At 70.7% G+C, this 23,351-nt stretch carries 21 protein-coding genes, 1 tRNA gene and 1 other RNA gene; 16 read left to right on the forward strand and 7 right to left on the reverse strand.

The window, feature by feature from the left end; all coding sequences use genetic code 11:
- The first annotated feature begins 220 nt into the window (after window positions 1-220).
- From AC1RTC_RS15310 to AC1RTC_RS15325, 4 genes are read left to right on the forward strand one after another with little or no spacing between them, the layout of a single operon-like run.
- The gene (locus AC1RTC_RS15310) at window positions 221-892 is read left to right on the forward strand and encodes a phosphatase PAP2 family protein (RefSeq protein WP_493157161.1); all 672 of its coding nucleotides are present in this window, start codon (window positions 221-223) and stop codon (window positions 890-892) included.
- Complete coding sequence (locus tag AC1RTC_RS15315; RefSeq protein ID WP_493157163.1) at window positions 889-2,157, forward strand: saccharopine dehydrogenase family protein; 1,269 nt, start codon at window positions 889-891, stop codon at window positions 2,155-2,157. The genes AC1RTC_RS15310 and AC1RTC_RS15315 overlap by 4 nt, the downstream gene beginning before the upstream one ends.
- Window positions 2,154-2,747, forward strand: a complete 594-nt coding sequence (locus AC1RTC_RS15320; RefSeq protein WP_493157165.1) for a GNAT family N-acetyltransferase — start codon at window positions 2,154-2,156, stop codon at window positions 2,745-2,747. The genes AC1RTC_RS15315 and AC1RTC_RS15320 overlap by 4 nt, the downstream gene beginning before the upstream one ends.
- A 9-nt stretch (window positions 2,748-2,756) precedes the next feature.
- Window positions 2,757-4,514, forward strand: a complete 1,758-nt coding sequence (locus AC1RTC_RS15325) for a helicase HerA-like domain-containing protein (protein ID WP_493157167.1) — start codon at window positions 2,757-2,759, stop codon at window positions 4,512-4,514.
- An 8-nt stretch (window positions 4,515-4,522) separates the two neighbouring features.
- Here the strand turns inward: AC1RTC_RS15325 and AC1RTC_RS15330 are convergent, their stop codons facing one another.
- Both AC1RTC_RS15330 and AC1RTC_RS15335 read right to left on the reverse strand, forming a co-directional pair.
- Window positions 4,523-5,143, reverse strand: coding sequence for a hypothetical protein (locus AC1RTC_RS15330; protein ID WP_493157170.1), 621 nt, complete (start codon window positions 5,141-5,143; stop codon window positions 4,523-4,525).
- Between the two features lie 30 nt (window positions 5,144-5,173).
- Window positions 5,174-5,261, reverse strand: a tRNA-Ser gene (locus AC1RTC_RS15335).
- A 55-nt stretch (window positions 5,262-5,316) separates the two neighbouring features.
- Between AC1RTC_RS15335 and ffs the strand changes: the two genes are divergently transcribed.
- From ffs to AC1RTC_RS15350, 3 genes are all read left to right on the forward strand, one after another.
- Window positions 5,317-5,413: signal recognition particle sRNA small type (gene ffs / locus AC1RTC_RS15340), an RNA gene on the forward strand.
- Between the two features lie 131 nt (window positions 5,414-5,544).
- Window positions 5,545-7,626 carry a phosphate acetyltransferase gene (gene pta, locus AC1RTC_RS15345; protein WP_493157171.1) on the forward strand — a complete coding sequence of 694 codons (2,082 nt, stop codon included), beginning with the start codon at window positions 5,545-5,547 and terminating at the stop codon, window positions 7,624-7,626.
- A complete protein-coding gene (locus AC1RTC_RS15350; RefSeq protein ID WP_493157173.1) occupies window positions 7,623-8,711 on the forward strand; it encodes an acetate/propionate family kinase in 1,089 nt (362 codons plus the stop codon). Before pta ends, AC1RTC_RS15350 begins: the two co-directional genes overlap by 4 nt.
- On the opposite strand, the gene AC1RTC_RS15355 is transcribed toward AC1RTC_RS15350, so the two are convergent.
- Genes AC1RTC_RS15355 through AC1RTC_RS15370 form a run of 4 tightly spaced genes read right to left on the reverse strand, consistent with a single transcriptional unit; the run spans window position 8,708 to window position 11,670 of the window.
- Window positions 8,708-9,205 (reverse strand): hypothetical protein, encoded by a 498-nt coding sequence (locus AC1RTC_RS15355; RefSeq protein WP_493157175.1) that lies wholly within the window; start codon window positions 9,203-9,205, stop codon window positions 8,708-8,710. The genes AC1RTC_RS15350 and AC1RTC_RS15355 overlap by 4 nt on opposite strands.
- Window positions 9,202-10,392: a signal peptidase I gene (locus AC1RTC_RS15360; protein WP_493157177.1), complete on the reverse strand. Its 1,191-nt coding sequence runs from the start codon at window positions 10,390-10,392 to the stop codon at window positions 9,202-9,204. The genes AC1RTC_RS15355 and AC1RTC_RS15360 overlap by 4 nt, the downstream gene beginning before the upstream one ends.
- The gene (locus AC1RTC_RS15365; protein WP_493157179.1) at window positions 10,392-11,039 is read right to left on the reverse strand and encodes a SipW-dependent-type signal peptide-containing protein; all 648 of its coding nucleotides are present in this window, start codon (window positions 11,037-11,039) and stop codon (window positions 10,392-10,394) included. The genes AC1RTC_RS15360 and AC1RTC_RS15365 overlap by 1 nt, the downstream gene beginning before the upstream one ends.
- Before the next feature lie 4 nt (window positions 11,040-11,043).
- Entirely contained in the window at window positions 11,044-11,670 is a 627-nt protein-coding gene (locus AC1RTC_RS15370; protein WP_493157180.1) for a SipW-dependent-type signal peptide-containing protein, read from the reverse strand.
- A 192-nt stretch (window positions 11,671-11,862) separates the two neighbouring features.
- Between AC1RTC_RS15370 and AC1RTC_RS15375 the strand changes: the two genes are divergently transcribed.
- The 3 genes from AC1RTC_RS15375 to AC1RTC_RS15385 all read left to right on the forward strand — a co-directional run bounded on the left by AC1RTC_RS15375 (window position 11,863) and on the right by AC1RTC_RS15385 (window position 16,181).
- Window positions 11,863-14,247 carry a DNA polymerase III subunit gamma and tau gene (locus tag AC1RTC_RS15375; protein WP_493157181.1) on the forward strand — a complete coding sequence of 795 codons (2,385 nt, stop codon included), beginning with the start codon at window positions 11,863-11,865 and terminating at the stop codon, window positions 14,245-14,247.
- Window positions 14,247-14,846, forward strand: coding sequence for a recombination mediator RecR (recR, locus tag AC1RTC_RS15380; protein ID WP_493157183.1), 600 nt, complete (start codon window positions 14,247-14,249; stop codon window positions 14,844-14,846). The genes AC1RTC_RS15375 and recR overlap by 1 nt, the downstream gene beginning before the upstream one ends.
- A gap of 69 nt (window positions 14,847-14,915) precedes the next feature.
- Window positions 14,916-16,181, forward strand: a complete 1,266-nt coding sequence (locus tag AC1RTC_RS15385) for an aspartate kinase (RefSeq protein WP_493157185.1) — start codon at window positions 14,916-14,918, stop codon at window positions 16,179-16,181.
- Window positions 16,182-16,247: 66 nt separating this feature from the next.
- Here AC1RTC_RS15385 and AC1RTC_RS15390 read toward each other — a convergent pair whose 3' ends face one another.
- A complete protein-coding gene (locus tag AC1RTC_RS15390) occupies window positions 16,248-17,549 on the reverse strand; it encodes an HNH endonuclease signature motif containing protein (RefSeq protein ID WP_493157187.1) in 1,302 nt (433 codons plus the stop codon).
- 90 nt (window positions 17,550-17,639) lie between these two features.
- On the opposite strand from AC1RTC_RS15390, the gene AC1RTC_RS15395 reads away from it, so the two are divergent.
- The 6 genes from AC1RTC_RS15395 to AC1RTC_RS15420 all read left to right on the forward strand — a co-directional run bounded on the left by AC1RTC_RS15395 (window position 17,640) and on the right by AC1RTC_RS15420 (window position 23,327).
- On the forward strand, window positions 17,640-18,695 hold the full coding sequence (locus AC1RTC_RS15395) for an aspartate-semialdehyde dehydrogenase (protein ID WP_493157189.1): 1,056 nt from the start codon (window positions 17,640-17,642) through the stop codon (window positions 18,693-18,695).
- Between the two features lie 24 nt (window positions 18,696-18,719).
- On the forward strand, window positions 18,720-19,115 hold the full coding sequence (locus AC1RTC_RS15400) for a VanZ family protein (RefSeq protein ID WP_493157191.1): 396 nt from the start codon (window positions 18,720-18,722) through the stop codon (window positions 19,113-19,115).
- A 6-nt stretch (window positions 19,116-19,121) separates the two neighbouring features.
- Window positions 19,122-19,757 (forward strand): SGNH/GDSL hydrolase family protein, encoded by a 636-nt coding sequence (locus AC1RTC_RS15405; protein WP_493157193.1) that lies wholly within the window; start codon window positions 19,122-19,124, stop codon window positions 19,755-19,757.
- Window positions 19,758-19,817: 60 nt separating this feature from the next.
- Window positions 19,818-20,342 carry an RNA polymerase sigma factor gene (locus tag AC1RTC_RS15410; RefSeq protein WP_493157195.1) on the forward strand — a complete coding sequence of 175 codons (525 nt, stop codon included), beginning with the start codon at window positions 19,818-19,820 and terminating at the stop codon, window positions 20,340-20,342.
- Between the two features lie 7 nt (window positions 20,343-20,349).
- A complete protein-coding gene (locus tag AC1RTC_RS15415) occupies window positions 20,350-21,768 on the forward strand; it encodes a hypothetical protein (RefSeq protein ID WP_493157197.1) in 1,419 nt (472 codons plus the stop codon).
- An 83-nt stretch (window positions 21,769-21,851) separates the two neighbouring features.
- A complete protein-coding gene (locus AC1RTC_RS15420) occupies window positions 21,852-23,327 on the forward strand; it encodes a malate:quinone oxidoreductase (RefSeq protein ID WP_493157199.1) in 1,476 nt (491 codons plus the stop codon).
- Window positions 23,328-23,351: the final 24 nt, after the last annotated feature.

Below are 23,351 nucleotides of genomic sequence, written 5' to 3' on the forward strand. Positions count from 1 at the left end.
CCGCGCGCCCCGCGCCCCGCCGCGCCCCACCCCACTCGGCGAGAGTGCAGTTTGACGGGGTCGCGGGCGGAGTGCACCCCGTCAAACTGCACTCTCAAGGGCGGCGGGCGGGCAGGGCGGCCGCGCGGGCGGCGGGCAGCGAGCCCGGGCAGCGGCCCGGGCGGCCAGCGTGCCGCGAGCGTACGCGCATCCATTCAGGAATCTGCCCTAGCGTGGACTGATGTCCCAGCCGATCTCGGAACCCCGCGCCCGCGTCGTCGCCCGCCGCTGGCCCCTCATCAGCGGCGGAATCGCGATCGCCCTCGTCTTCGTGCTCGGAGCGATCGTGGGCCTGCGCGCCAACCCCTACGGCTTCGACGCCGAGTGGCTCGAGGAGCTTGTCGAGCACCGCAGCCCGCTGTGGGACGTGCCCGCTTTCGTCATGAGCTTCTTGGGCGGCGGGTGGTTCGGGGTGCTTCTGGTGCCGATCGGCGTGGCCGTCGCGCTGCTCGCGGCGCGGAAGCCGTGGTCGGCGCTGTACTTCGTGCTCGCCTCCGCCCTCAGCGCGGGAGTGGTGCAGGTGCTCAAGAGCCTGTTCGCCCGCGCGCGCCCGCAGGAGATCCTGGTGGCCGCCGACTTCGGCTCGTTCCCCTCCGGCCACGTCGCGAACGCCGCCACGATCTCGGTGGCCCTCGCGATCATCCTGCAGCGGCGCTGGGTGTGGTTCGCGGGCTCCGCCTGGACGATCCTCATGATCTTCAGCCGCACCTACCTCGGAGCCCACTGGTTGAGCGACACCATCGGCGGGCTGCTGCTCGGGGCTGCCGTCGCCGCGCTGGTATGGGCGCCGTTCGCCCTCAAGCTGCAGAAAGAGTGGTCACCGCGCGCCCAGCCCGATAGCGTCTCACCATGAGAATCCTCCTGGTCGGTGCCGGCGGTGTCGGCGACGCGATCGCCAAGATCGCCGCACGGCGCGACTTCTTCGAGACCATGATCGTGAGCGACTACGACGTCACCCGCGCCGAGCGGACCATCGCCTGGATCGAGTCCAAGGGCCAGGCCCGCGGCCGGTTCGTCGCCGCGAAGATCGACGCGTCCGACCCGGACAACGTGGCGGCCGTCGCGAAGGAGCACGGCGCCACCCACGTCATGAACGCGGTCGAGCCCAAGTTCGTGCCCACCATCTTCGCGGGGGCGCTCGCCGCGGGCGCCGACTACCTCGACATGGCGATGAGCCTGTCGGAGCCGCATCCCACGAACCCGCACGAGGAGACCGGCGTCAAGCTCGGCGACGACCAGTTCGCGCAGGCGCCCGACTGGGAGACAGCCGGCCGCCTCGCCCTCGTGGGCATGGGCGTCGAGCCCGGCCTCTCCGACGTCTTCGCCCGCTACGCCGCCGACCACCTGTTCAGCGACATCGACGAGCTCGGCACCCGCGACGGCGCGAACCTGGTCGTGCGCGACGAGGCCGGCAACGAGATCTTCGCCCCCTCCTTCAGCATCTGGACGACCATCGAGGAGTGCCTCAACCCGCCCGTCGTGTGGGAGAAGGACCGCGGCTGGTACACCACAGCGCCGTTCAGCGAGCCCGAGGTGTTCGTCTTCCCCGAGGGCATCGGCCCGGTGGAGTGCGTCAACGTCGAGCACGAGGAGGTGCTCCTCATGCCGCGCTGGGTGGACGCCAAGCGCGTCACGTTCAAGTACGGGCTCGGCGACGAGTTCATCGGCATCCTCAAGACCCTGCACCAGCTCGGCCTCGACAAGACCGAGCCGCTGCGCGTGCGCTCCGCCGACGGCCCCGTGATGGTCGCCCCCCGCGATGTCGTGGCGGCGGGACTGCCCGACCCGGCCACGATCGGGCCCCGGATGACCGGCAAGACCTGCGCGGGCCTGTGGGTCACGGGCACGGGTGTCGACGGGAAGCCGCGCGAGGTGTACCTGTACCACGTGAGTGACAACGAGTGGACGATGGCCGAGTACGAGGCCCAGTGCGTCGTGTGGCAGACCGCGCTCAACCCCGTGATCGCGCTCGAGCTGCTCTCGAACGGCACGTGGAAGGGCACCGGCGTGCTCGGCCCGGAGGCGTTCGATGCCAAGCCGTTCCTCGACCTCATGGCGCAGCCGCTCGACGAGGGCGGCTACGGCCAGGCCTGGGGCCTCGAAGACCGACTGGCGTGATCCGCGCGTACCGTCCGGACGACCTCCCGGCGCTGCGCCGCATCTGCCTGCTCACCGGTGACGACGGCACGGATGCCACGGGCCGGTACCCCGACGACGGGCTCCTGCCCGACGCCTTCCTCGAGCCCTACGCCACCCTCGTGCCGGAGACGTGCTGGGTGGCCGAGCTCGAGGGCCGCCCGGCCGGCTACCTCGTCGCCGCGCTCGGCACCGCGGCATTCCTCGATCGGTGGCGGGATGAGTGGACCCCCGTGTTCCGCGCGCGGCACCCGCACCGCGAGAGCGGGCCGGAGTGGCTGTACGACGTCGGCGACGGGGAGGAGCCGCGCTACGGGGCGGCCGTAGCCCAGCGCTATCCGGCGCACTTCCACATCGACCTGCTGCCCGAGGCGCAGGGGCGGGGCACCGGTCGAGCCCTGCTGCGGCAGCTCGGGCTCGCAGCCGTCGCGGCGCGCGTGCCGGGCATCCACCTCTCCATGTCGCCCACCAACTCGCCCGCCCGCGCCTTCTACGACCGCCTCGGCTTCGAGCACCTCGGCGTCGGCCGTGACTCGGTCGTGCTGGGCATCGCACCGGCCCGCCTCGTCTAGCCTTGCTCCATGAGTGACGCTGCAGCACAGGTCGAAGCCGCGAAGCGGGCGCTCGCCGAGGCGGAGGCGGCCCTCGCCGCGGAGCAGGCGCGCGCGGCGGCTCTCGAAGCGCCCGCCACGAGCCCCTCGAGTGCCTCAGGAAGCGCGCCGCTGACCGCCGACCAGGTCGCCGCCGTCAAAGCCGGTTACACGTTCGACGCCCCGGCGCTGGAGATGGGCGCCCTCGTGAACGGCGAGCCGCTCGCCGACGTGCCGGTGCGGATCCCGCTCGCCATGGTCAACCGGCACGGCCTCGTGGCCGGTGCGACCGGAACCGGCAAGACGAAGACGCTGCAGGTCCTCGCCGAGCAGCTCTCCGCCCACGGTGTGCCGGTCTTCGCCGCGGACATCAAGGGCGACCTGTCGGGCATCGCGACCGCGGGGGAGTCCAGTGAGAAGCTGCTCGAGCGCGCGGCGGGCATCGGCCAGCACTGGTCGGGCGCCGCCAGCCCTACGGAGTACTTCACGCTCGGGGGCGTCGGCACGGGCATCCCGATCCGCGCCACGGTGAGCAGCTTCGGCCCGCTGCTGCTCTCCAAGGTGCTCGGCCTCAACAACACCCAGGAGTCGAGCCTCGGCCTCGTGTTCCACTACGCCGACCAGGCGGGGCTGCCGCTCGTCGGCCTCGACGACCTGCGCGCCGTGCTGCAGTGGCTGGTGAGCGACGAGGGCAAGCCCGAGCTGAAGAGCATGGGCGGGCTGAGCGGGGCCACAACGGGCGTGATCCTGCGCGAGCTCATGGGCTTCTCCGACCAGGGCGCCGACGTGTTCTTCGGGGAGCCCGAGATCGACACCTCCCTGTTCCTGCGCACGACGCCGGACGGGAAGGGCATCGTGAGCCTGCTCGAGATCCCCGGCGTGCAGGACCGGCCCGCGGTGTTCTCCACGTTCCTCATGTGGCTGCTGGCCGACCTGTTCAACGACCTGCCCGAGGTCGGCGACATCGACAAGCCGAAGCTCGTGTTCTTCTTCGACGAGGCGCACCTCCTCTTCAAGGACGCGTCGAAGGACTTCATCGACTCGATCACCCAGACCGTGCGCCTCATCCGCTCGAAGGGTGTCGGCATCTTCTTCGTGACCCAGACTCCGAAGGATGTCCCCTCCGACGTGCTCGCCCAGCTGGGCTCGCGCGTGCAGCACCAGCTCCGCGCGCACACGCCCGATGACGCGCGCGCCCTCCGCGCCACCGTCTCGACCTACCCGACCTCCGGGTACCAGCTCGGTGAGGTGCTGCAGGAGCTCGCGATCGGCGAGGCCGTCATCACGGTCATGAACGAGAAGGGCGCGCCCTCGCCCGTGGCCTGGACCCGCGTGCGCGCACCGCAGGGCTCCATGTCGCCGACACCGGCGCCCGCGGTCGAGGCGGCGGTGGCCGCGAGCCCGCTGCTGCCGGTGTACGGCACGCCCGTCGACCGGGAGTCCGCGTACGAGCTGCTTTCCGTGAAGATGAACGCCGCGGCCGAGGCGGACGCGCGGGCGGAGGCGGCGAAGGCCGCGACGGCGGCCGCGAAGGACGCCGCGAAGAACCAGGCCGACTACGAGCGCATGGTCCGCGACGCGCGCAAGGCCGAGCAGTCGCGCCGCCCCAGGGCAGCGCCCCGCACGACGACGCGCACCTCGACCCGCGCCCCGGACAACCCGATCGGCGACATCCTCGGCTCGCGCACCGGCCAGACCATCGTGCGCGAAGTGCTGAGGGGCATCTTCTCCACCCTCAAGCGAAAGTAGCGGCTAGTTCAGTTCCAGCCCGAGACCACGAACAGGGCGTAGACGAGCGCGCCCACCACGGCCGTGCCCGCGGTGAACGCGAGCGCGGCGATCACGGGCCGTCGCTCGAACCAGTACAGCAGTCCGGGATACTCGTCCCGCAGCTCGCGCGTCGAGACCGAGTCGTCCCGCGCGAGCTTGGGCACCTCCAGTACGGCGAGCACGCGGTCCATGCTCTCCCGCGACCAGAACTGCCCGCGCATCCGGATGACCTGCTTGCCCGTGCGGTCGCGCACGAACAGCTGCGGAAGTGTCTTCGTGCCGGATGCCTCGAACACATCGGCCACGAACACCGACCCGATCTCGCTGGACTCCACCCGCCGGGTTCGGCCGAAGAACCCGATCTCGGTGATGCTCGTGCGGTCCACCCAGATCGCGAGGCGGAAGTACGAGGCCGACGCGCCCACGACCGCGACCGTGGCGATGATCTGCGTCACGAGCACCGCCCGCCACGGACCGTTCGGGATCGTCAGGAAGTACAGCACCACGAACACCGGAGTCATGAACGCCACCACGGCGATGAGCCCCTGGCTGAAGACGGTCGGGATCGGGCGCAGCTTGACGCGCTCGGCACTGCCTGCTGCGACCACTGTCCCCCCACGGGTCTGGCAACTCTGCTTTGGCGGAGAATGGGGGATTCGAACCCCCGAGGGCTTTCACCCAACACGCTTTCCAAGCGTGCGCCATAGGCCACTAGGCGAATTCTCCTGGCGGCATCCCCGGACACCGGGAACAACCTCCAGCGATACTAACGTAAACTGGTCGCGGCTCCTCGCGTGGCGCCATCCAGGCCAACTCCCCCAGGGCGGAAACGCAGCAAGGGTAACCGGGCTCTGGCGGGTGCGCGAGGAGTCTCTTGTATTTTCGGCCAAGACCGGGTTCGTCGAATGACGCCGGTCGCCGAGCGTCGGTCGGCCGACGTCTCGCTAGCGCTCGACCTTGCAAGAGACGCCCATGAACGGCTGGCTCTCAACCGTTTAGTGTGGGCAGCATGGCCCGCTCGATATACATCACTTCTGCCGAAGGGCACTCGGGCAAGTCGACCGTCGCGCTCGGAGTCCTCGACACCCTGCTGCGGGGCGTCGAGCGCGTGGGGGTCTTCCGGCCCGTAGCGCGCTCGACGGACGAGCCCGACTTCGTGCTGGAGCTGCTGCTCGCCCACGACGGCGTGAACCTCGACTACGACGAGTGCGTCGGCGTCAGCTACGAGGAGGTGCACGACGACCCGGATGCCGCGCTCTCGCGCATCGTCGACCGCTTCAAGGCTGTCGAGCGCAAGTGCGACGCCGTCGTGATTGTCGGCTCGGACTACACCGACATCGCCACCCCCACGGAGCTCGCCTACAACGCCCGCATCGCCGCCAACCTCGGCGCACCGGTGCTGCTCGTGCTGACCGGGCGCGAGCCGGACGAGTCCCGGGCGCGGATGCCCGACGAGCTGCGGCAGGTCGCCGAGCTCAGCCTGCCCGAGCTGGCCGTCGCCCACGCGAGCCTGCTCGCCGTGATCGTCAACCGCGCCGACCCCGGGCAGCTCGACGGCATCATCGCCGCCGTCAACGCCGGAGTGCCCGTGTGGGCGATCCCCGAGGAGCCCTACCTCGTCGCGCCGACAGTGGCGGAGGTCATGCGCGCCGTCGACGGGACACTCCTCAAGGGCGACCCGGCGCTGCTGGCGCGGGAGGCCACCGGTGTCGTCGTCGCCGCGATGTCCATGGAGAACGTCCTGCCGCGCCTGATGGAGGGCGGCCTCGTCGTGATCCCGGGCGACCGCAGCGAGGTGCTGCTCGCGGCCCTCACCGCCCACGCGTCCGCCACGTTCCCCTCGCTCGCGGGCATCGTCCTCAACGGCGGCTTCGAGCTCCCGCCCGTGATCGACCGGCTGATCGAGGGCCTCGACCAGAGCCTGCCCATCGTGACGACGGAGCTCGGCACCTACGCAACCGCGCAGCGCGTCGCCCAGACCCGCGGCAAGCTCACCGCCACCGCGCAGCGCAAGATCGACACTGCCCTCGCCCTGTTCGAGAAGCACGTCGACTCGGACTTGCTCCTGACCGAGCTCGGCGCGGGGGAGTCCACGGCCGTGACCCCGCTCATGTTCGAGTACGCCCTGCTCGAGCGGGCGCGCTCCGACAAGAAGCGCATCGTGCTGCCCGAGGGCGGCGACGACCGCATACTGCAGGCGGCCGGGACGCTGCTGAGCCGAGGGGTCGTCGACCTCACCATCCTCGGGGACGAGGGCGAGATCCGCTCGCGCTCCGCGGGGCTCGGCGTCGACCTCGCCGCCGCCCAGGTCGTCAGCCCCACCGACCCGGAGCTGCGCGAGAAGTTCGCGGTCGAGTACGCCCGCCTCCGCGCCCACAAGGGCGTCACCGTCGAGGTTGCCCGCGACACCGTGACGGATGTCTCCTACTTCGGCACGATGATGGTGCACTTCGGCCTGGCCGACGGAATGGTCTCCGGCGCCGCCCACACCACGGCGCACACCATCACGCCCGCGCTGCAGTTCATCAAGACCGTCGAGGGTGTGGGCATCGTGTCGTCGGTGTTCTTCATGGCCCTCGACGACCGGGTGCTCGTCTACGGCGACTGCGCGATAGTCCCGGATCCGACCGCAGAGCAGCTCGCGGACATCGCGATCTCGGCCGCCGCCACGAGCGAGCAGTTCGGCATCGACCCCCGGGTCGCGATGCTCTCCTATTCGACCGGGGAGTCCGGCTCGGGAGCCGACGTGGACAAGGTCCGCGCGGCGACCGCCCTGGTCCGCGAGCGCCGGCCCGACCTGCCCGTGGAGGGGCCCATCCAGTACGACGCCGCTGCCGATGCGGCAGTCGCGAAGGCGAAGATGCCGGAGTCGGCGGTGGCCGGCCGCGCCACCGTCTTCATCTTCCCCGACCTCAACACGGGCAACAACACGTACAAGGCCGTGCAGCGCAGCTCCGGAGCTGTCGCGATCGGCCCGGTGCTGCAGGGCCTGCGCAAGCCGGTCAACGACCTCTCCCGCGGCGCGCTCGTGCGCGACATCGTGAACACCGTCGCCATCACGGCGATCCAGGCACAGGCGGTCGCCCAGTGACCCTCGCCTTCGTCGTCAACTCCGGCTCCTCCTCCATCAAGTGGGAGCTCGTGGACGTCGAGAGCGCGGAGAAGCTCAAGGGCGGGCTCGTCGAGCGCGTCACCGACCACGAGTCCGCGATGCTCGGCGTGCTCGAGGAGCTCGGCGACGTGCATCCCGCGGTCATCGGGCACCGGGTGGTGCACGGCGGCTCCGTGTTCACGGCCGCGACCCTCGTGACCGACGAGGTGGAGGCGGCGATCGACGAGCTCTCCGCGCTCGCGCCGCTCCACAACCCTGCCAACCTCGCGGGCATCCGGGCGGCGCGAGCGGCGTTCCCGGGCGTGCCGAACGTCGCCGTGTTCGACACGGCATTCCACCAGACACTGGCGCCGGAGGCGTACACGTACGCGATCGACGCCGGCGTCGCGCGCGAGAACGGTGTGCGCCGCTACGGCTTCCACGGCACGTCCTACCAGTACGTGGCGACGGCGTCGGCCGAGCTGCTCGGCAGGGCCGACGCGAAGCTCGTCGTGTTCCACCTCGGCAACGGCGCCTCCGTCGCGGCGATCGACGCCGGTCGGTCAGTCGAGACGTCGATGGGGATGACGCCCCTCGAGGGCCTCGTGATGGGCACCCGCTCGGGCGACCTCGACGCGGGCATCCTGTTCCACCTGGGCCGCGCCGGCTCGACGCTCGACGAGCTGGACACGCTCCTCAACCGACGCAGCGGGCTGCTCGGCCTGGCCGGCTCGGGCGACATGCGCGACGTGCAGGGCAAGGCCGCCGACGGCGACGCCGAGGCGCAGCTCGCCCTCGACGTGTACCACCACCGCCTGCGCCACTACCTCGGCGCGTACGTCGCGCTGCTCGGCGGCGCGGACGCGATCGTGTTCACCGCGGGGGTCGGTGAGAACAGCTCCGCGACCCGGGCCGCGGTCGTGCGCGGGATGGAGTGGCTGGGCATCGAGCTCGACGAGTCGCTCAACTCGGCGCCGTCGAAGGACGCGCGCGTCGTGTCATCCGGAGCCTCGCGCGTCTCCGTGCTCGTGGTGCCCACCAACGAGGAGCTCGAGATCGCGCGGCAGTCGGTGGCGCTGCTCTAGACGACCGGGTTGACCGTGCACGTGGGGTTCGCCCCGGCCAGCCCCATGGTGGCCGTGACGGTCGCCCACTTCGAGGTCCAGCCGCTGCTGTGGACGATGAGCATTCCCACGGACTTGCTCCCGCCGAGCAGCCCCGCCAGAAGGCCGGAGCCGAACTTGGTCGTGTAGGTCGGCCCGCCCGTGGTGGTGATCGAGCTGAGGAGCGCGCCCGTCACGACTTCGAGGCCGGTGACGTTGTAGTAGCCGTACCGCACATCCGCGAGGGCGTACCCGGCGGGCAGGCTCCAGGCGACCGTGATCACCGGGTTGAGCCCGAGCGCGCCGGGCGCGAGGGTGCAGGTCGCGCCGAGCACGGGCGGCGGCACAGTGAGCGCGCCGAACGCGCCGGTGGCGTTCTCGCTGTCGGCCCAGGACGCGAGGGTGGGCCGCGGTGGTGAGACGAGGAGCGCGGCCGCGACCGCCAGCACGCCGATCCCGACGAGCGCGCGCTTCACGACCGCCTCCGCAGCCGCGCGGCGAAGGCGAGCGCCAGCCCCACCGCGAGCGCGCCGAGCGCCGACGCGAGGGGCGCCCTGACGTCGGCCCCGGTGTAGGCGACCGCGGCCGGAGTGGTACCGGCCACGACGGTGCTGCCCGAGCCCGACGCGATGACCGACAGGCTCGCCGTGCCCGCGCGCATGGTCGGCGCGTTCGGGACCATCGCCTCGACGAGCAGCCACAGCTGGTGGTCGGTCGGCATGCTCGCGATCCGGGAGGCACTGCCCAGCACTCCGGATGCCGCCGCGAGCCCCATCACGGAGGTCCCGCCGGTAGCGCACGCCGTTCCCACCCAGCGCACCCCGCAGGCCGAGACCGACAGCCAGAGGCCTCGTGGGTCGGACACGAGCCCGCCCGACCCCGCGATCGCGAGGTCCACGACGCCGGGCTGGGCCGGGTGCGCGCTGATCCCGATCTGCCACCGCAAGGGAACGCCCGGCTGGAGGTCGGCCATCGCGTCCTTGTCGGCGATCGACACGAGGGTGATCGCCGTGCCCGAGATGGTCTCCTCTGTCACCGCGGCGTGCGCGGCGGGAGCCGGGATGACGGCCGCCGCTGCCGCCGCGACGATTACGAGTGCCGTGGCCGCGTGCCGCACTCGGGCCGAGGTGTGTGCGGCCGCTCGGCGGCGGAGGGGCCGCTCCCCGCGCGGCCAGAACGCCCAGGTGACGATCGCCGCAGCCCCGACCGTGAGTGCGCCGAGCGCGATCGGGTTGGAGGCTGCCGCCACCGCGTAGGCGAGGCCGGGCACGGAGAACAGCACTTTGCGCGCCGTCGTCACGACGTACGGCGCCGGGTCCTCGGTCGGGTTCGCATCCCCGCGCATCGTGATCGACACCGCTCCGCCCGGCAGCGGCGACACGGAGGTCACCCGGTGGGTGATGGGCAGGGCGTCCTGGCGGTCGACCGTGATGACGTCGCCGACGCGGATCTCCGCGCCCGTGACCTCCTCGACCACCGCGAGCGACCCGGTCGGGATGGTGGGGCTCATCGACCCCGTCTTGAACATGATGAGCGTGATGTGGAATACGACGGCGAGCACGACGAACAGGATGCACACCACCCCGCCGAACGCGGCGACGGTGAGCAGTGCGCTCCCCGCCCTCGCGGTGGCGCGTGCAGTCGCGGTCGTCGTGGCGCTCATCAGGGCACCGAGGTCGCCGTCACGTTCCAGGTGACCGTCACCGACTTGCCCTGCAGGAGCGGGTCGGCACCCGACGGCAGGTAGACGTCGAAGCAGTAGCCGACGGGCGAGCCCGCCGAGGCGGTGGCCGCCGGGAGCGACACCCCCGTGGGTCCCGCCGCGGAGAGCGAGGCGTAGGCGCCGGAGGTCCCCACGATGTAGGTGGGCGTGCCCGTCGAGAATGTCGTGGCGGAGCATCCCGCCGCCGTTATCGCCACCGCCTTGTACTGCAGCGCCGCGCCGAGGAACGGGGACGTGTCGCTGCCGCCGTTGGTCACCGTGGGCGCCACGAAGGTGAGAGTGCCCGCGACGGAGTTGGGCTTGGTGCGGACCAGCACGTAGCCGTAGCGGTGGGTGTCGGGCGACATGCCCGTGCCCGCGAAGGTGATGCTCGCGCCCGGCGCCGAGGTGTTGTCGCTCCAGCCCGCGCCGTCGATGCTCGACTGCGTGTCGAACTTGCTCGTCGCGAACGCGCCCGTCGCGAACTCGGTGTCGGTCCACGACGCGAGGGTCATGGTGGCGCCGACGCCGAGTACCAGTGCTCCGGCGAGCACGGCCCGCACTCTGGTGGAAGTGCGCGACCGCCCCGCCGCCGAGTGGCGGCCCATGGTGCTACGAGTTCGAGGTGGCGCTGAACTGCCAGGTGGCAGTGGCGGTGGTGCCCTGGGCGAGAGTCGCGTCCGAGGTCACCTGGATGCACAGCACGACGTCCGCGCCGGGGAGGGTGCCGTTGCCGGCACCGAGGGCGAACGGTGTCGCGCCGGTGGCAGAGCCGAGTGCGGTTCCCGCGGGCACGCGGGCGGTGCCGGTGGCGACCGGGGTGCAGGCCGCCACCGAGGGCACCTCGATCACGCCGTACGTGAGGTGGGATGCCGCGGCGCCGCTGCCGGCCGAGGAGAGCACGGTGCCGGTGCCCGCGACGGTGGTCGCGGCATCCAGGTGCAGCGCGAAGGCCGCCGCGACTGTCGAGCTCTTGCTCAGGTTGTCGAACCCCGTGGAGAACGTGAGCGCCGCGGGAACCCCCGGGTCGTCAGTGGCGTGCTCGCCGAAGGTGGTGCCGTCGGTGCTGCCCACGAGGTTGAAGTGGCCGGCGGTGAAGCTGCCGGTGGCGAACTCCTGGTCTGTCCAGGCGGCGAGAGTCATCGCCGCGCCGAGGCCGAGTACGAGGCCGCCGGCGAGAACCGCCCTGATTCGAGTGCTGCTGGTTGAGCCCGCAAGAGCAGGCGAGAATGCGTTCATCGGAAAGAGCCCCCTGATCGGGACCCGGCCCCCCCAGGTCGAATTCTGCCCCCGGATCGACGTCGACTCGAGAACAGCAGCAGGCTACGCCGGGGTCGAGCGGGGTACAAGGTATTTGACCCGTACTGGGGGCAGGGCGGGGTGCGCCCCCGTCCGGGGTGCGCCGTCGGTGCCGACGACTACTCTGGGTAGGTGGTCGCTGCCCTGTATCGCCGTTATCGGCCCGAGACGTTCGCGGAACTCATCGGGCAGTCACAGGTGACTGATCCGCTGCGCACGGCGCTGCGCACCGACCGGGTCAACCACGCCTACCTGTTCAGCGGCCCGCGCGGGTGTGGCAAGACGACGTCGGCGCGCATCCTCGCCCGCTGCCTCAACTGCGCTGAGGGCCCCACCGACACCCCGTGCGGGGTGTGCCCCTCGTGCGTCGAGCTGTCACGGGACGGCAGCGGCTCCCTCGACGTCGTCGAGATCGATGCCGCATCGCACAACGGTGTTGACGACGCGCGCGACCTCCGCGAGCGTGCCGTGTTCGCCCCGGCTCGCGACAGGTTCAAGATCTTCATACTCGACGAGGCGCACATGGTGACGCCCCAGGGGTTCAACGCGCTCCTCAAGATCGTCGAAGAGCCGCCGGAGCACGTCAAGTTCATCTTCGCGACCACCGAGCCCGAGAAGGTCATCGGCACTATCCGGTCGCGCACCCACCATTACCCGTTCCGGCTTGTGCCGCCAGCGCAGATGCTCGACTACGTGCAGCAGCTGTGCACTGCCGAGGGTGTGGAGGTCGAGCCCGGGGTCCTCCCGCTCGTCGTGCGCGCCGGTGGCGGGTCGGTGCGCGACACGCTCTCGCTGCTCGACCAGCTCATCGCCGGTTCCGAGACGACCACGATCGACTACGAGCGAGCGGTGGCCCTCCTCGGCTACACGCATGGCGCGCTGCTCGACGAGGTGGTCGAAGCACTCGGTGCTCGGGATGCGGGTGCCGCTTTCGGCTCGGTCGACCGGGTCATCCAGACCGGCCAAGACCCGCGCAGGTTCGTCGAAGACCTGCTGGAACGTCTCCGCGACCTCATCATCGTCGCCGCCACGTCGGGCAACGCGGCCGCCGTGCTGCGCGGTGTGCCGCAGGACCAGCTCGACCGCATGGCCAAGCAGGCCTCCGCGTTCGGTACTGCTGAGCTCTCCCGTTCGGCGGATGTCGTGAATGCCGCGCTCACGGAGATGACGGGGGCGACCTCGCCGAGGCTGCACCTGGAGCTCATGGTTGCGCGCATCCTGGTTCCCGCCAGCGACGACACCGAGCGGGGTGCTCTCGCCCGCGTGGAGCGCCTCGAGCGCCGTGTCGGGGTAGAGGGTGCTGAGTCGTCCGCTGCCGCTGCCTCGTCTGCCCGGTCTGGCGCGCCCGCGGCCCCGCGCGCTGCGGCTCCATCTGCTGCGGCTCCCGCTGCGGCTGCACCGCCTGCGGCGGCTGCTGCTGCTTCGCCGGCCGCTTCAGTGGCCGAGCCCACCACTGCAACCGCGGCGGCCGCTGCCGCCCCCGCCGCCCCGGCGACCGAGGCTGCTGCGCCCGTCACTGCAGGGACGCCCCCCACCTCCGGGCCTGCCGCGGCTTCCGGGCCTGCTGTGCCCGCGGCGGCCTCCGAGCCTGCTGTGCCTGCCGCGGCCTCCGGGCCGGTCGCGCCCGCCCCGCCCGCCGCCGCTTCCGCACCAGCTCCGGTCGCCGCAAGCGAGCAGCCCGTCGGCCCCGTCACACTCCAGCAGGTGAAGGACTCCTGGCCCGAGATCCTCGAGGTCGTCAAGAACGCGAAGCTCAACGCGTGGCTCGTGGTCTACACAGCACAGCCCCTTGAGCTGCGCGACGGCAAGACCCTCGTGCTGTCGTTCCCGAGCCAGAAGGACGTCGAAGAGCTCAAGAAGCCCGCCACGCCGGGCCAGGGCGTGGGCGACCTGCTCAAGAAGGCGTTCGTGGAGGTGCTCGGTCTCGAGCCTGCCCTTATTGCTCGCGTCGACGCCAGCGCGGCACCGCCCGCTCCCCCCGCCACAGTGGACGAGCCGCCCATCGACGATGTCCCGCCCCCGGACGACTTCCCGCCCACCGACAGCCAGGGCTGGGCGGTCACGGCGATTCCCTACACCGAGCCCGAAGCTCCGGATGCGGCACTCGAGCAGGGCCGCACCAAGCCCGCCCTCAACACGCCGGCTGCGCGCCCGACGGTCCGGGCCGCTGCCCCCGCTGACGGCCCCTCCGCCGACTCCGCGCCCGCACAGCCCGCGGCCGCCACCGCGGCCGCCCCCAGCACCCGGTCGATCGGCGGCACGCAGCCCGCCACGAGCGCGCAGCCCGCCGGGAGCACCCAGCCCGCCGGGAGCGCGCAGCCCGCCGGGAGCACCCAGCCCGCCGGGAGCGCGCAGCCCGCCACGAGCACCCAGGCCTCCGGCAACTCCCGCACGGCAGCCGCGGCGGCCACGGACAGCGCCCGCTACGGCGAATCCGTGGTGCGCGAACTGCTCGGCGCGAGCTTCATCGAAGAGCAGCCCGTCACTCCCCGGGTCGTCCCGCGGCCGGAGGGCTGATGTACGACGGCATAGTCCAAGAACTGATCGACGAGCTCGGCCGGCTTCCCGGTATCGGTCCGAAGTCGGCGCAGCGCATCGCGTTCCACATCCTCCAGACCCAGAGCTTCGACGTGACGCGCCTCTCCGAGGTGCTCCGCGATGTGCGCGACAAAGTCCGCTTCTGCTCCATCTGCGGCAACGTGACCGAACAGGAGACCTGTTCGATCTGCCGTGACCCGCGCCGCTCCCACGCCACGATCTGCGTGGTCGAGGAGGCTAAGGATGTCGTCGCGATCGAGCGCACCCGTGAGTTCAAGGGGCTGTACCACGTCCTGGGCGGCGCGATCAGCCCGATCGACGGGATCGGCCCCGACGACCTGCGGATGAAGCAGCTCGTCGCCCGGCTCTCCGACGGCACCGTGACGGAGGTGATCATCGCGACCGACCCGAACCTCGAGGGCGAGGCGACTGCCACCTACCTCACGCGACTGCTCGTCTACCCGAACCTCCGCGTGACTCGCCTCGCCTCGGGCCTGCCCGTCGGCGGCGACCTCGAGTACGCCGACGAGGTGACCCTCGGCCGTGCATTCGAGGGCCGCAGGCAGGTTGAGAATTAGCCGCCTGAACAGCCGCTAAAGTTACTCCTTGGGCCGAATCGGGCCGGAGATCTTTCCCAGGAGAACCACGTGAGCCTCATCGTCCAGAAGTTCGGAGGCTCGTCTGTCGCCGATGCCGAGAGCATCAAGCGGGTCGCCAAGCGAATCGTCGAGACCCGCAAGGCCGGCAACGAGGTCGTCGTCGTGGTGTCCGCGATGGGAGACACCACCGACGAGCTCCTCGATCTGGCCGAGCAGGTGGTCCCGCTGCCGTCCGGCCGCGAGCTCGACATGCTCCTTACGGCGGGGGAGCGCATCTCCATGGCTCTCCTCGCCATGGCCATCCGCAGTCTCGGCATCGAGGCCCGCAGCTACACGGGCAGCCAGGCCGGCATGGTCACGGATGCCCAGCACGGCTCCGCCCGTATCGTCGAGGTCTCTCCGAAGCGGGTGCGCGAGGCCCTCGATGACGGCGCCGTCGCCATCGTCGCCGGTTTCCAGGGCTTCAACCGCGGAACCGGCGACATCACCACCCTCGGTCGCGGCGGCTCCGACACGACCGCCGTCGCACTCGCGGCCGCGCTCGGAGCCGAGGTCTGCGAGATCTACACGGACGTCGACGGCGTCTTCACCGCCGACCCGCGGGTGGTCCCGACCGCCCGCAAGCTCGACCGCATCACGAGCGAGGAGATGCTCGAGCTCGCCGCCACCGGGGCCAAGGTGCTTTACATCCGGGCAGTCGAGTACGCGCGCCGTCACGGCGTCACGATCCATGTGCGGTCGTCGTTCAACAACAACGAGGGCACGCTCGTCGTGAACCCCAGCGAAGGAGAAAACGTGGAAGAGCCGATCGTCACCGGTGTCGCCGCAGACCTCAGCGAGGCCAAGATCACGGTCGTCGGCGTCCCGGACACCCCCGGCAAGGCCGCCCAGATCTTCACCCTCATCGCGCGCACCAACGTCAACATCGACATGATCGTCCAGAACGTGTCGTCCGCGGCGACGGGGCTCACGGACATCTCGTTCACCCTCCCCAAGCAGGATGCGCAGAAGGCGATGGCCGCCCTCAACGCGGAGAAGGACGACATCGGCTTCGCGTCGCTGCAGCACGACGACCAGATCGCGAAGCTCGCGGTCGTGGGCGCGGGTATGCGCACGAGCGCCGGTGTCTCGGCCAAGCTCTTCACGGCGCTCTACGAGGCGGGCATCAACATCGAGATGATCTCGACGAGCGAGATCCGCATCTCCGTGGTTACTCGCGCCGACACGGTGAACGACGCGGTCCGCGTTGTGCACACGGCGTTCGGCCTCGACGGCGAGACCGAGGCTGTCGTCCACGGAGGCACCGGGAGGTAGGTGCGCTGGGAGCTGGTGCCCGCCCGGGAGCTGGTGCCCGCCCGGTAGCCGGACACACCAGACACCTCAGCCCACCAGTAGCCGCCGCACAGCCCTCCCTCGCCGTTGCGCCGGCCTCGGCGTCCGCAGCGGGTCCAGCGATGCCGGCGGGACGAAGAAGTACTCCGCGCCGGTTCGCGTGACCCGCCATCCCTTGTTGTGCACGAGCAGATGATGGAACCTGCAGAGCAGGACCCCGTCCTCCACGCTGGTCGTGCCGCCCTCGCTCCACGGGACGATGTGGTGCACCTCGCACCAACTGGGCGGTCGATCGCAGCCGATCGCGATGCACCCGCCGTCTCGAGTGCTGATCAAGTTTCTCTGCCGCGGTGTGTGGAACCGCTCGTCCCGCCCCTCGTCGATCCCCTGCCCATCACTATCGAACAGCAGCGGGGTGAAGCCGGAAGCGCACGCGTGGCGCTCGGCCGTGGCGACGGAGACCGCCTCGCTCTGCCCCTCGATGAACGCTGCACCGCTGCCCGCCGCGAGGTCGCGCGCCGAGACCAGAACCTTGACCGAGGGCTTGCGTTGGCCGAAGAGCTTGCCGGAGGGAGCCCGGGTCGCGACCGATACCAGGTCAACGAGCGCATCGAGCATGACCTGGTCGATGGTGCGGTCGTCCACCGGTGCCGCCGCCGGCGTCTCAATCCCCGGCTCCTCGACGAACCGCGGGCCGCCGCGGCGCGGAGACGTGATCGCATCCACCGCGCCGACAACGACAGCCGCCGACTCAGGCCCGAGCAGCCCGTTGATGCGGGTCATCCCGGTCGCCGTCGGCGTGAAGCGGAGGTACTCCTGAGCCCGCATCTCCTCTTCGTGGAGAGCCACAGAGTCCAGATCGAGCTCGTCTCTCAGCTCTCGCGCCCGCCGTGCGAGGGCGTCGACGGGCAGGCTGGCGCCCTCCCCGACGAGCTGCTCGGCAGCAGCCGCGAGCACATCGGGCGTCAGCGCTGGAGTGGGCGAACCGAGCCCGGTGCGAATCGCGTCTATCGCCCCCACGTCGAGCCCCAGCGCCGGTGCGAGCCACGGCTCCGCCGCCGCCGCGCTGTCGACGATCGCACCGACCCGCACGAGCCGTCGAGCCTCCGGAAGAGAGGCACCGGAGAGCACCTGCACCAGCCTCTCCGGAGTCCGCGCGCCCACCCGCTGGGCGAGCCCGTCGTACCCGAGGTCGCGATGGGAGCGCTTCGCGATCTCGGCCGCCACGAGTGCCGCCGCCGACTCGAGCGAGCGCTGCGCGATCGACAGCGACCGCTGCGCCTCCATGAGCTCGTCGTCGCTCAGGGTCGCCGGGGCAACAGCCGCGGCATCCGGAGCAAGAAATCTCATACATGGATTATGCACCACAGTCGAAACTATGTTCGAGAGTGGCAGCAATCTGTGGACAAGTGGCAGTCCGGTCTGAAATAGAATCTCTGAATGACCAGCAGCAGCGGAGTACGTATCGGCGTCGTCGGCGCCACCGGCCAGGTCGGCGCAGTGGTTCGCCGCCTCCTCGTGGAGCGCGACTTCCCGATCGCCGAGATCCGCTTCTTCGCGAGCGCGAGGAGCGCGGGCTCGACCCTCGAGTTCAAGGGCGAGCAGATCGTCGTGGAGGACGCCGAGAAGGCGGATCCCACCGGTCTCGACATCGCCATCTTCTCCGCCGGCGCCACGACGTCCAAGGCCCAGGCACCGCGCTTCGCGGCGGCGGGCGTGCTCGTCATCGACAACTCGTCCGGCTTCCGCATGGACCCGGAGGTGCCCCTGGTCGTGAGCGAGGTGAACCCGCACGCCATCAAGGAGGCGAAGAAGGGCATCATCGCGAACCCCAACTGCACGACCATGGCCGCGATGCCGATCCTCAAGGTGCTCGACACGGAGGCGGGCCTGCAGCGCCTCATCGTGAGCACGTACCAGGCGGTCTCGGGCGCGGGCCTCGCGGGCGGCGACGAGCTCCAGTCCCAGATCGATGCGGCGGGGGATGCCCGCGGCCTCGTCCACGACGGCCGCGCTGTCGACTTCCCGGCCGCCAAGACCTTCCCCAAGACCATCGCGTTCGACGTCATCCCGTTCGCGGGCAACCTCGTCGACGACGGCCTCTACGAGACGGACGAGGAGAAGAAGCTGCGCAACGAGAGCCGCAAGATCCTCGAGCTGCCCGAGCTGCTCGTGAGCGGCACGTGCGTGCGCGTGCCCGTCTTCACCGGCCACTCGCTGTCGATCAACGCGGAGTTCGCCGACTCCCTCACCGTTGAGCGCGCCAAGGAGCTGCTGAAGGACGCTCCGGGTGTCGTCCTCACGGATGTCCCGACCCCCCTCGAGGCGGCCGGAACGGACCCCAGCTACGTGGGCCGCATCCGCCAGGACGAGGGCGTGCCGAACAACCGCGGCCTCGCCCTGTTCATCAGCAACGACAACCTCCGCAAGGGCGCCGCGCTGAACGCCGTGCAGATCGCCGAGCTGGTGGCGGCCGAGCTGGCGCAGGTGGCCTAGATCGCCGGTCGTATCGTCACGGGCGTGCTCCTGGGCGTCTATGTGATCGCGCTCGCCGTGATCGCGCTCTCGCCGGTGAGCCCGATCCGCGGCCTGGACCTCAGCCAGGAGCTCGACGCCGCGGGCATGGGCTGGGTCACGTACACGCAGCTCGAGTCCTTCGCGAACGTGGTGCTGTTCGTCCCGTTCGGCCTGCTGATCGCCCTCCTGGTGCCGACCCGCTGGTGGTGGGTCGTGGTCGTCGGGCTCGTCGCCGTCGCGGGCGGCATCGAGCTGGGCCAGGCGCTGTTCCTGCCCGGGCGGGTGCCGTCGATCGACGACGTGCTGGCGAACAGCACGGGCGGCGCCATCGGCGTGATCATCGCCGGGGTCATCCGGGGCATCGCCTGGGCAACCCGCCGGGCCCGCCGCGCCGAATAACCGGGCATGAGACTGCTCGCGCTGGCGCTGATCGTAGGGGTGGCCATGACCGGTTGTGCAGCGGCACCGAAGGACACGAGCGGCACCCGCGTCGCCTTCTACGGCGACTCGTACACGCTCGGAACGGGCGCCTCTGATCCGAGCAAGCGCTGGTCGACGATCATCTGCGAGGAGCGCGGCTGGGAGGAGTTCAACCCGAGCGTGAACGGACTCGGCTTCGTCAACAACCGCCGAACCGTGGGCGAGGGCGACGAGCCCAGCCAGGTGATCGCCAACGACCCCGACATCCTGTTCATCACCATGGGCCTCAACGACAACTTCAGCTACGACCGCGCGGCCGATCAGATCAAGTCGCAGATCGCTGACGACCTCACCCGCCTGAAGACAGCGCTGCCGGATGCCCGGCTCATCGTCGTCGAGCCCTTCTGGTACACGGACGCCCGGCCGGACTCGGTCGAGATCATCATCGGCTGGGTCAAGGATGCCGCCGCCGCGGTCGGCGCTGACTACATCCCCGGCGCCTCGCACTGGATCGAGGGGCACCCGGAGTGGATGGCGTCCGACGGGCTGCACCCCAACGACGACGGCTACGCGCACATGGCGGTCGAGATGGATGCTGCGCTGGAGAAGCTCGGACTCTGACGTGCGCGCGGCGCGAAACGTTGGGTTGTGATTGCCCGGCGCGATGTTCATGCTTGCCCCATGGAGACCCCCGACGCGCAGTTCGAGCGCGCCTACGTGCAGTACCTTCCCGCCGTGAGCGGCTACCTGTTCCGCCGCGTGCCGCGCCAGGCGGTGGAGGACCTCGCCGCCGACGTGTTCGCGATCGCATGGCGCAAGCGCGCCTCGGTCGCTCCGGGGGAGGAGCTGCCCTGGCTCTACCGCATCGCCGCGAACGTGGTGTCCAACCACCGCCGCAGGGAGGCCTCGGGCTTCGCCCTGATCGCGTCGCTGCGCCCCGCGGACTCGTCGCCCTCGGCGGAGGAGATCGTCGTGGCCGACGCGTCGCTCGCGGCGGCCTGGCGGCAGCTGCGGCCCGCCGAGCGCGAGGTGCTCGCGCTCGCACTCGTGGAGGAGCTTGCCCCGGCCGAGCTCGCCGTCGCTCTCGGCGTGAGCGTGAACGCGGCGACGATCCGGGTGCACCGCGCGAAGAAGCGGCTGCGCGAGCTGCTGCCGGGGGAAGAAAGTCCGACCTCGGCTGAAAGAACCGAAGCGGTCGCGACATAACCCCGGTATGAGCAACTTCGACAACGACATCTCGGCCCGCCTGAAGCGCAGCCTCAACGGCTCGTCGGCCCCCGAGCTCTCCACCGACATCGTGAGCGGCGCGGCCGCCCACCCCGCACCGCGCCTGGCGAACCCGGCGCGCACCCTCCGCATCGCGGGCGGCGCCGGCCTCGCGGTCGCGGTGGTCGCCATCGGCGCGCTGGTCGTGGCTCCCACGTTCAACCGCGCGCCCCTCTTCACGGCGGCCGCGGCATCCGGAGCCTCTGCCGGCGCGCAGGACGCGGTGTCGCCCGCAGCCGAGTCGATGAAGGTCGGCTGGTGGGTGGACTACAACTACTCGGCGGGCGAGGGCCTCTCGACCGCCACCGGCAGCGGGAACGTCTACCAGCTCGTACTCGACGGCGACCCCGAGCAGCGCGCCTCCGAGATCGCCGGTATCTTCGGCGTCGGCGGCTCGCCCGCGAAGGCCAGCTACTCCGACGCGAGCAACCCGACGTGGATCGTCGGCCCGGAGGACGGCTCGGCACCCACCGTGAGCGTCACCTGGTCGGGCACCGGGGACTGGTGGTACTCCGACCCCGCGGCCAGCTCGTTCTACATCTGCGACCCCAGCGTCACGGCCGAGCAGGCGGTGGACTACGGATGCACGCTGCCGGCCGACGCGCCGGCGAACCAGGCTCCCAGCGAGGACGACGCCCGCGCTCAGGCGCAGGCACTCCTGGCCCAGAGCGGCTTCAAGGTGGACGCGGCAGACATCACCACCTACGCCGACGACTGGAGCACGACAGCGACCGCCAACCTCGTGGTCGACGGCGCGAAGACCGCGCTCGACTGGAGCATCACCTGGTCGAACACCGGCGACATCTCGTGGGCCTACGGCCACTCGGTCTCGGTCGAGTCCCGAGGCAGCTACGGCACGGTCTCCGCGGTCGACGCCGTCGACCGCCTCGACGACGGCCGCTGGTGGGGCTCCGCCGGCCCCGACTACCAGGGCGGTGCAGTCCTCTACGCCGCGGACAGCAAGGCAGGTGCAGCGACGGACGAGCCCGCCACCGAGCCGGCAGAGCCCGCCACCGACCCGGCGACCGACCCGACAGTCGAGCCGACTGACCCGGCGACCGACCCCTCCGCAGACCCGACCTCAGACCCGACCGCCGACCCGGAGGCCACGGCCGAGCCCGTGCCCACCGACCCGATCCCGGTCGACCCGATCCCGACCGACACCCCCACTCCCGAGGTCGTCAACGTCACCGTCGAGACCGCGGAGTCGACCCTGCTGCTGATGTGGGATGCCGACGGCAACGCCTGGCTCGTCCCCGGCTACGCCATGAAGGTCAACGACGGGTGGTGGAGCTCCGTGGTGAGCCTCGTGGACGGCGTCATCGCGCTCCCCGAGCCCGTCGAGACCGGGGTGCTCGTCGACTGATCCGTTCCGGGCCCGTCAAGAACCGCACTTCTTGACGGGCCCCGGGGCGGGTCCCCACCGCCCGCCGAGCCTAGAATGAAGTAGTGAGTAAACCCGTGGATGTCGCCCTCATCGGCGGCGGCATCATGAGCGCGACCCTCGGAGCACTACTTCGCCAGCTCCAGCCCGACTGGGACATCCAGATCTTCGAGCGGCTGGGCGATCTCGCCCTCGAGAGCTCGAACCCCTGGAACAACGCCGGCACCGGCCACTCGGCCCTGTGCGAGCTGAACTACACGCCCGAGCGCGCCGACGGCAGCATCGACATCGCGAGCGCGGTCAAGGTCAACGAGCAGTTCCAGGTCTCGCGCCAGTTCTGGTCTTTCCTCGTCGGCTCCGGCGCCCTGCCCGAGCCGCAGGCCTTCATCAACGCGACACCCCACATGAGCTTCGTGTGGGGCGAGGCGAACGTCGAGTACCTCCGCAAGCGCTACGAGGCCCTCAAGGACCACCCGCTGTTCCAGGGCATGGAATTCTCCACGGATGCACGCACCATCCGCCAGTGGGCGCCCCTCATGATCCCCGGCCGCCGCAAGAGCGAGCCCATTGCCGCCACGCGCATCGCGGCCGGCACGGATGTCGACTTCGGAGCGCTCTCGCACCTCCTCACGAAGAACCTTGTCGAGGGCGGCGCGGGCCTCAACACCGAGGTCGTGGTCAAGAACCTGTCGCGCACCCGCGACGGTCTGTGGAAGCTGTCCCTGCGCCGCGACATCGGGGGCACGCCCGTTGAGCCGGTCACCGCTCGCTTCGTCTTCGTGGGTGCCGGCGGCTACGCCCTCGGCCTCCTGCAGAAGTCGGGCATCAAGGAGATCCGCGGCTTCGGCGGCTTCCCCGTGAGCGGGGAGTTCCTGCGCACGGACAACCCCGAGCTCGTCGCGCGGCACAGGGCGAAGGTCTACGGAAAGGCGGCTGTCGGCTCGCCGCCCATGTCGGTGCCGCACCTCGACCTGCGCGTCGTCGACGGCACGGGCAGCCTCATGTTCGGGCCGTACGCGGGCTTCAGCCCCAAGTTCCTCAAGACCGGGTCGCTCGTCGACCTGTTCACCTCGATCCGCTGGCACAACCTGTTCCCGATGGTCGCTGCCGGCCTCGGCAATCTCGGCCTGGTGAAGTACCTGATCGGCCAGCTCGTGGCATCCAAGAAGACCAAGTTCGCGGAGCTGCAGCAGTTCTTCCCCGACGCCAAGCCGGAGGACTGGTACCAGATCACCGCGGGCCAGCGGGTGCAGGTCATCAAGAAGGACCGCAAGAAGATCGGCGTGCTCCAGTTCGGCACCGAGGTGGTCGCGGCATCCGACGGCTCGATCGCCGGCCTGCTGGGGGCGTCTCCCGGCGCGTCGACGGCCGTGCCGATCATGCTCGGCCTCGTCGAGAAGTGCTTCCCCGACCGGATGGACGCCTGGCGCCCGCGCCTGAAGGAGATGATCCCGAGCTACGGCACCCAGCTCTCCGACGACCCCGCCCTCGCGGAGAAGACGATCGCGCGCACGGCGAAGGCCCTCAACATCAGCGCTTGATCCCTCGGGATTGACAGACATTCG

It is taken from the genome of Rhodoglobus sp. GW821-FHT12B09 (assembly GCF_058809925.1).

Coding starts and splice junctions, on each gene's coding strand:
- recR (WP_493157183.1), top strand. CDS start 14,247: ATGTACGACGGCATAGTCCAAGAACTGATCGACGAGCTCGGCCGGCTT.
- AC1RTC_RS15395 (WP_493157189.1), top strand. CDS start 17,640: ATGACCAGCAGCAGCGGAGTACGTATCGGCGTCGTCGGCGCCACCGGC.
- AC1RTC_RS15415 (WP_493157197.1), top strand. CDS start 20,350: ATGAGCAACTTCGACAACGACATCTCGGCCCGCCTGAAGCGCAGCCTC.
- AC1RTC_RS15360 (WP_493157177.1), bottom strand. CDS start 10,392: ATGAGCGCCACGACGACCGCGACTGCACGCGCCACCGCGAGGGCGGGG.
- AC1RTC_RS15315 (WP_493157163.1), top strand. CDS start 889: ATGAGAATCCTCCTGGTCGGTGCCGGCGGTGTCGGCGACGCGATCGCC.
- pta (WP_493157171.1), top strand. CDS start 5,545: ATGGCCCGCTCGATATACATCACTTCTGCCGAAGGGCACTCGGGCAAG.
- AC1RTC_RS15310 (WP_493157161.1), top strand. CDS start 221: ATGTCCCAGCCGATCTCGGAACCCCGCGCCCGCGTCGTCGCCCGCCGC.
- AC1RTC_RS15405 (WP_493157193.1), top strand. CDS start 19,122: ATGAGACTGCTCGCGCTGGCGCTGATCGTAGGGGTGGCCATGACCGGT.
- AC1RTC_RS15365 (WP_493157179.1), bottom strand. CDS start 11,039: ATGGGCCGCCACTCGGCGGCGGGGCGGTCGCGCACTTCCACCAGAGTG.
- AC1RTC_RS15390 (WP_493157187.1), bottom strand. CDS start 17,549: ATGAGATTTCTTGCTCCGGATGCCGCGGCTGTTGCCCCGGCGACCCTG.
- AC1RTC_RS15410 (WP_493157195.1), top strand. CDS start 19,818: ATGGAGACCCCCGACGCGCAGTTCGAGCGCGCCTACGTGCAGTACCTT.
- AC1RTC_RS15325 (WP_493157167.1), top strand. CDS start 2,757: ATGAGTGACGCTGCAGCACAGGTCGAAGCCGCGAAGCGGGCGCTCGCC.
- AC1RTC_RS15370 (WP_493157180.1), bottom strand. CDS start 11,670: ATGAACGCATTCTCGCCTGCTCTTGCGGGCTCAACCAGCAGCACTCGA.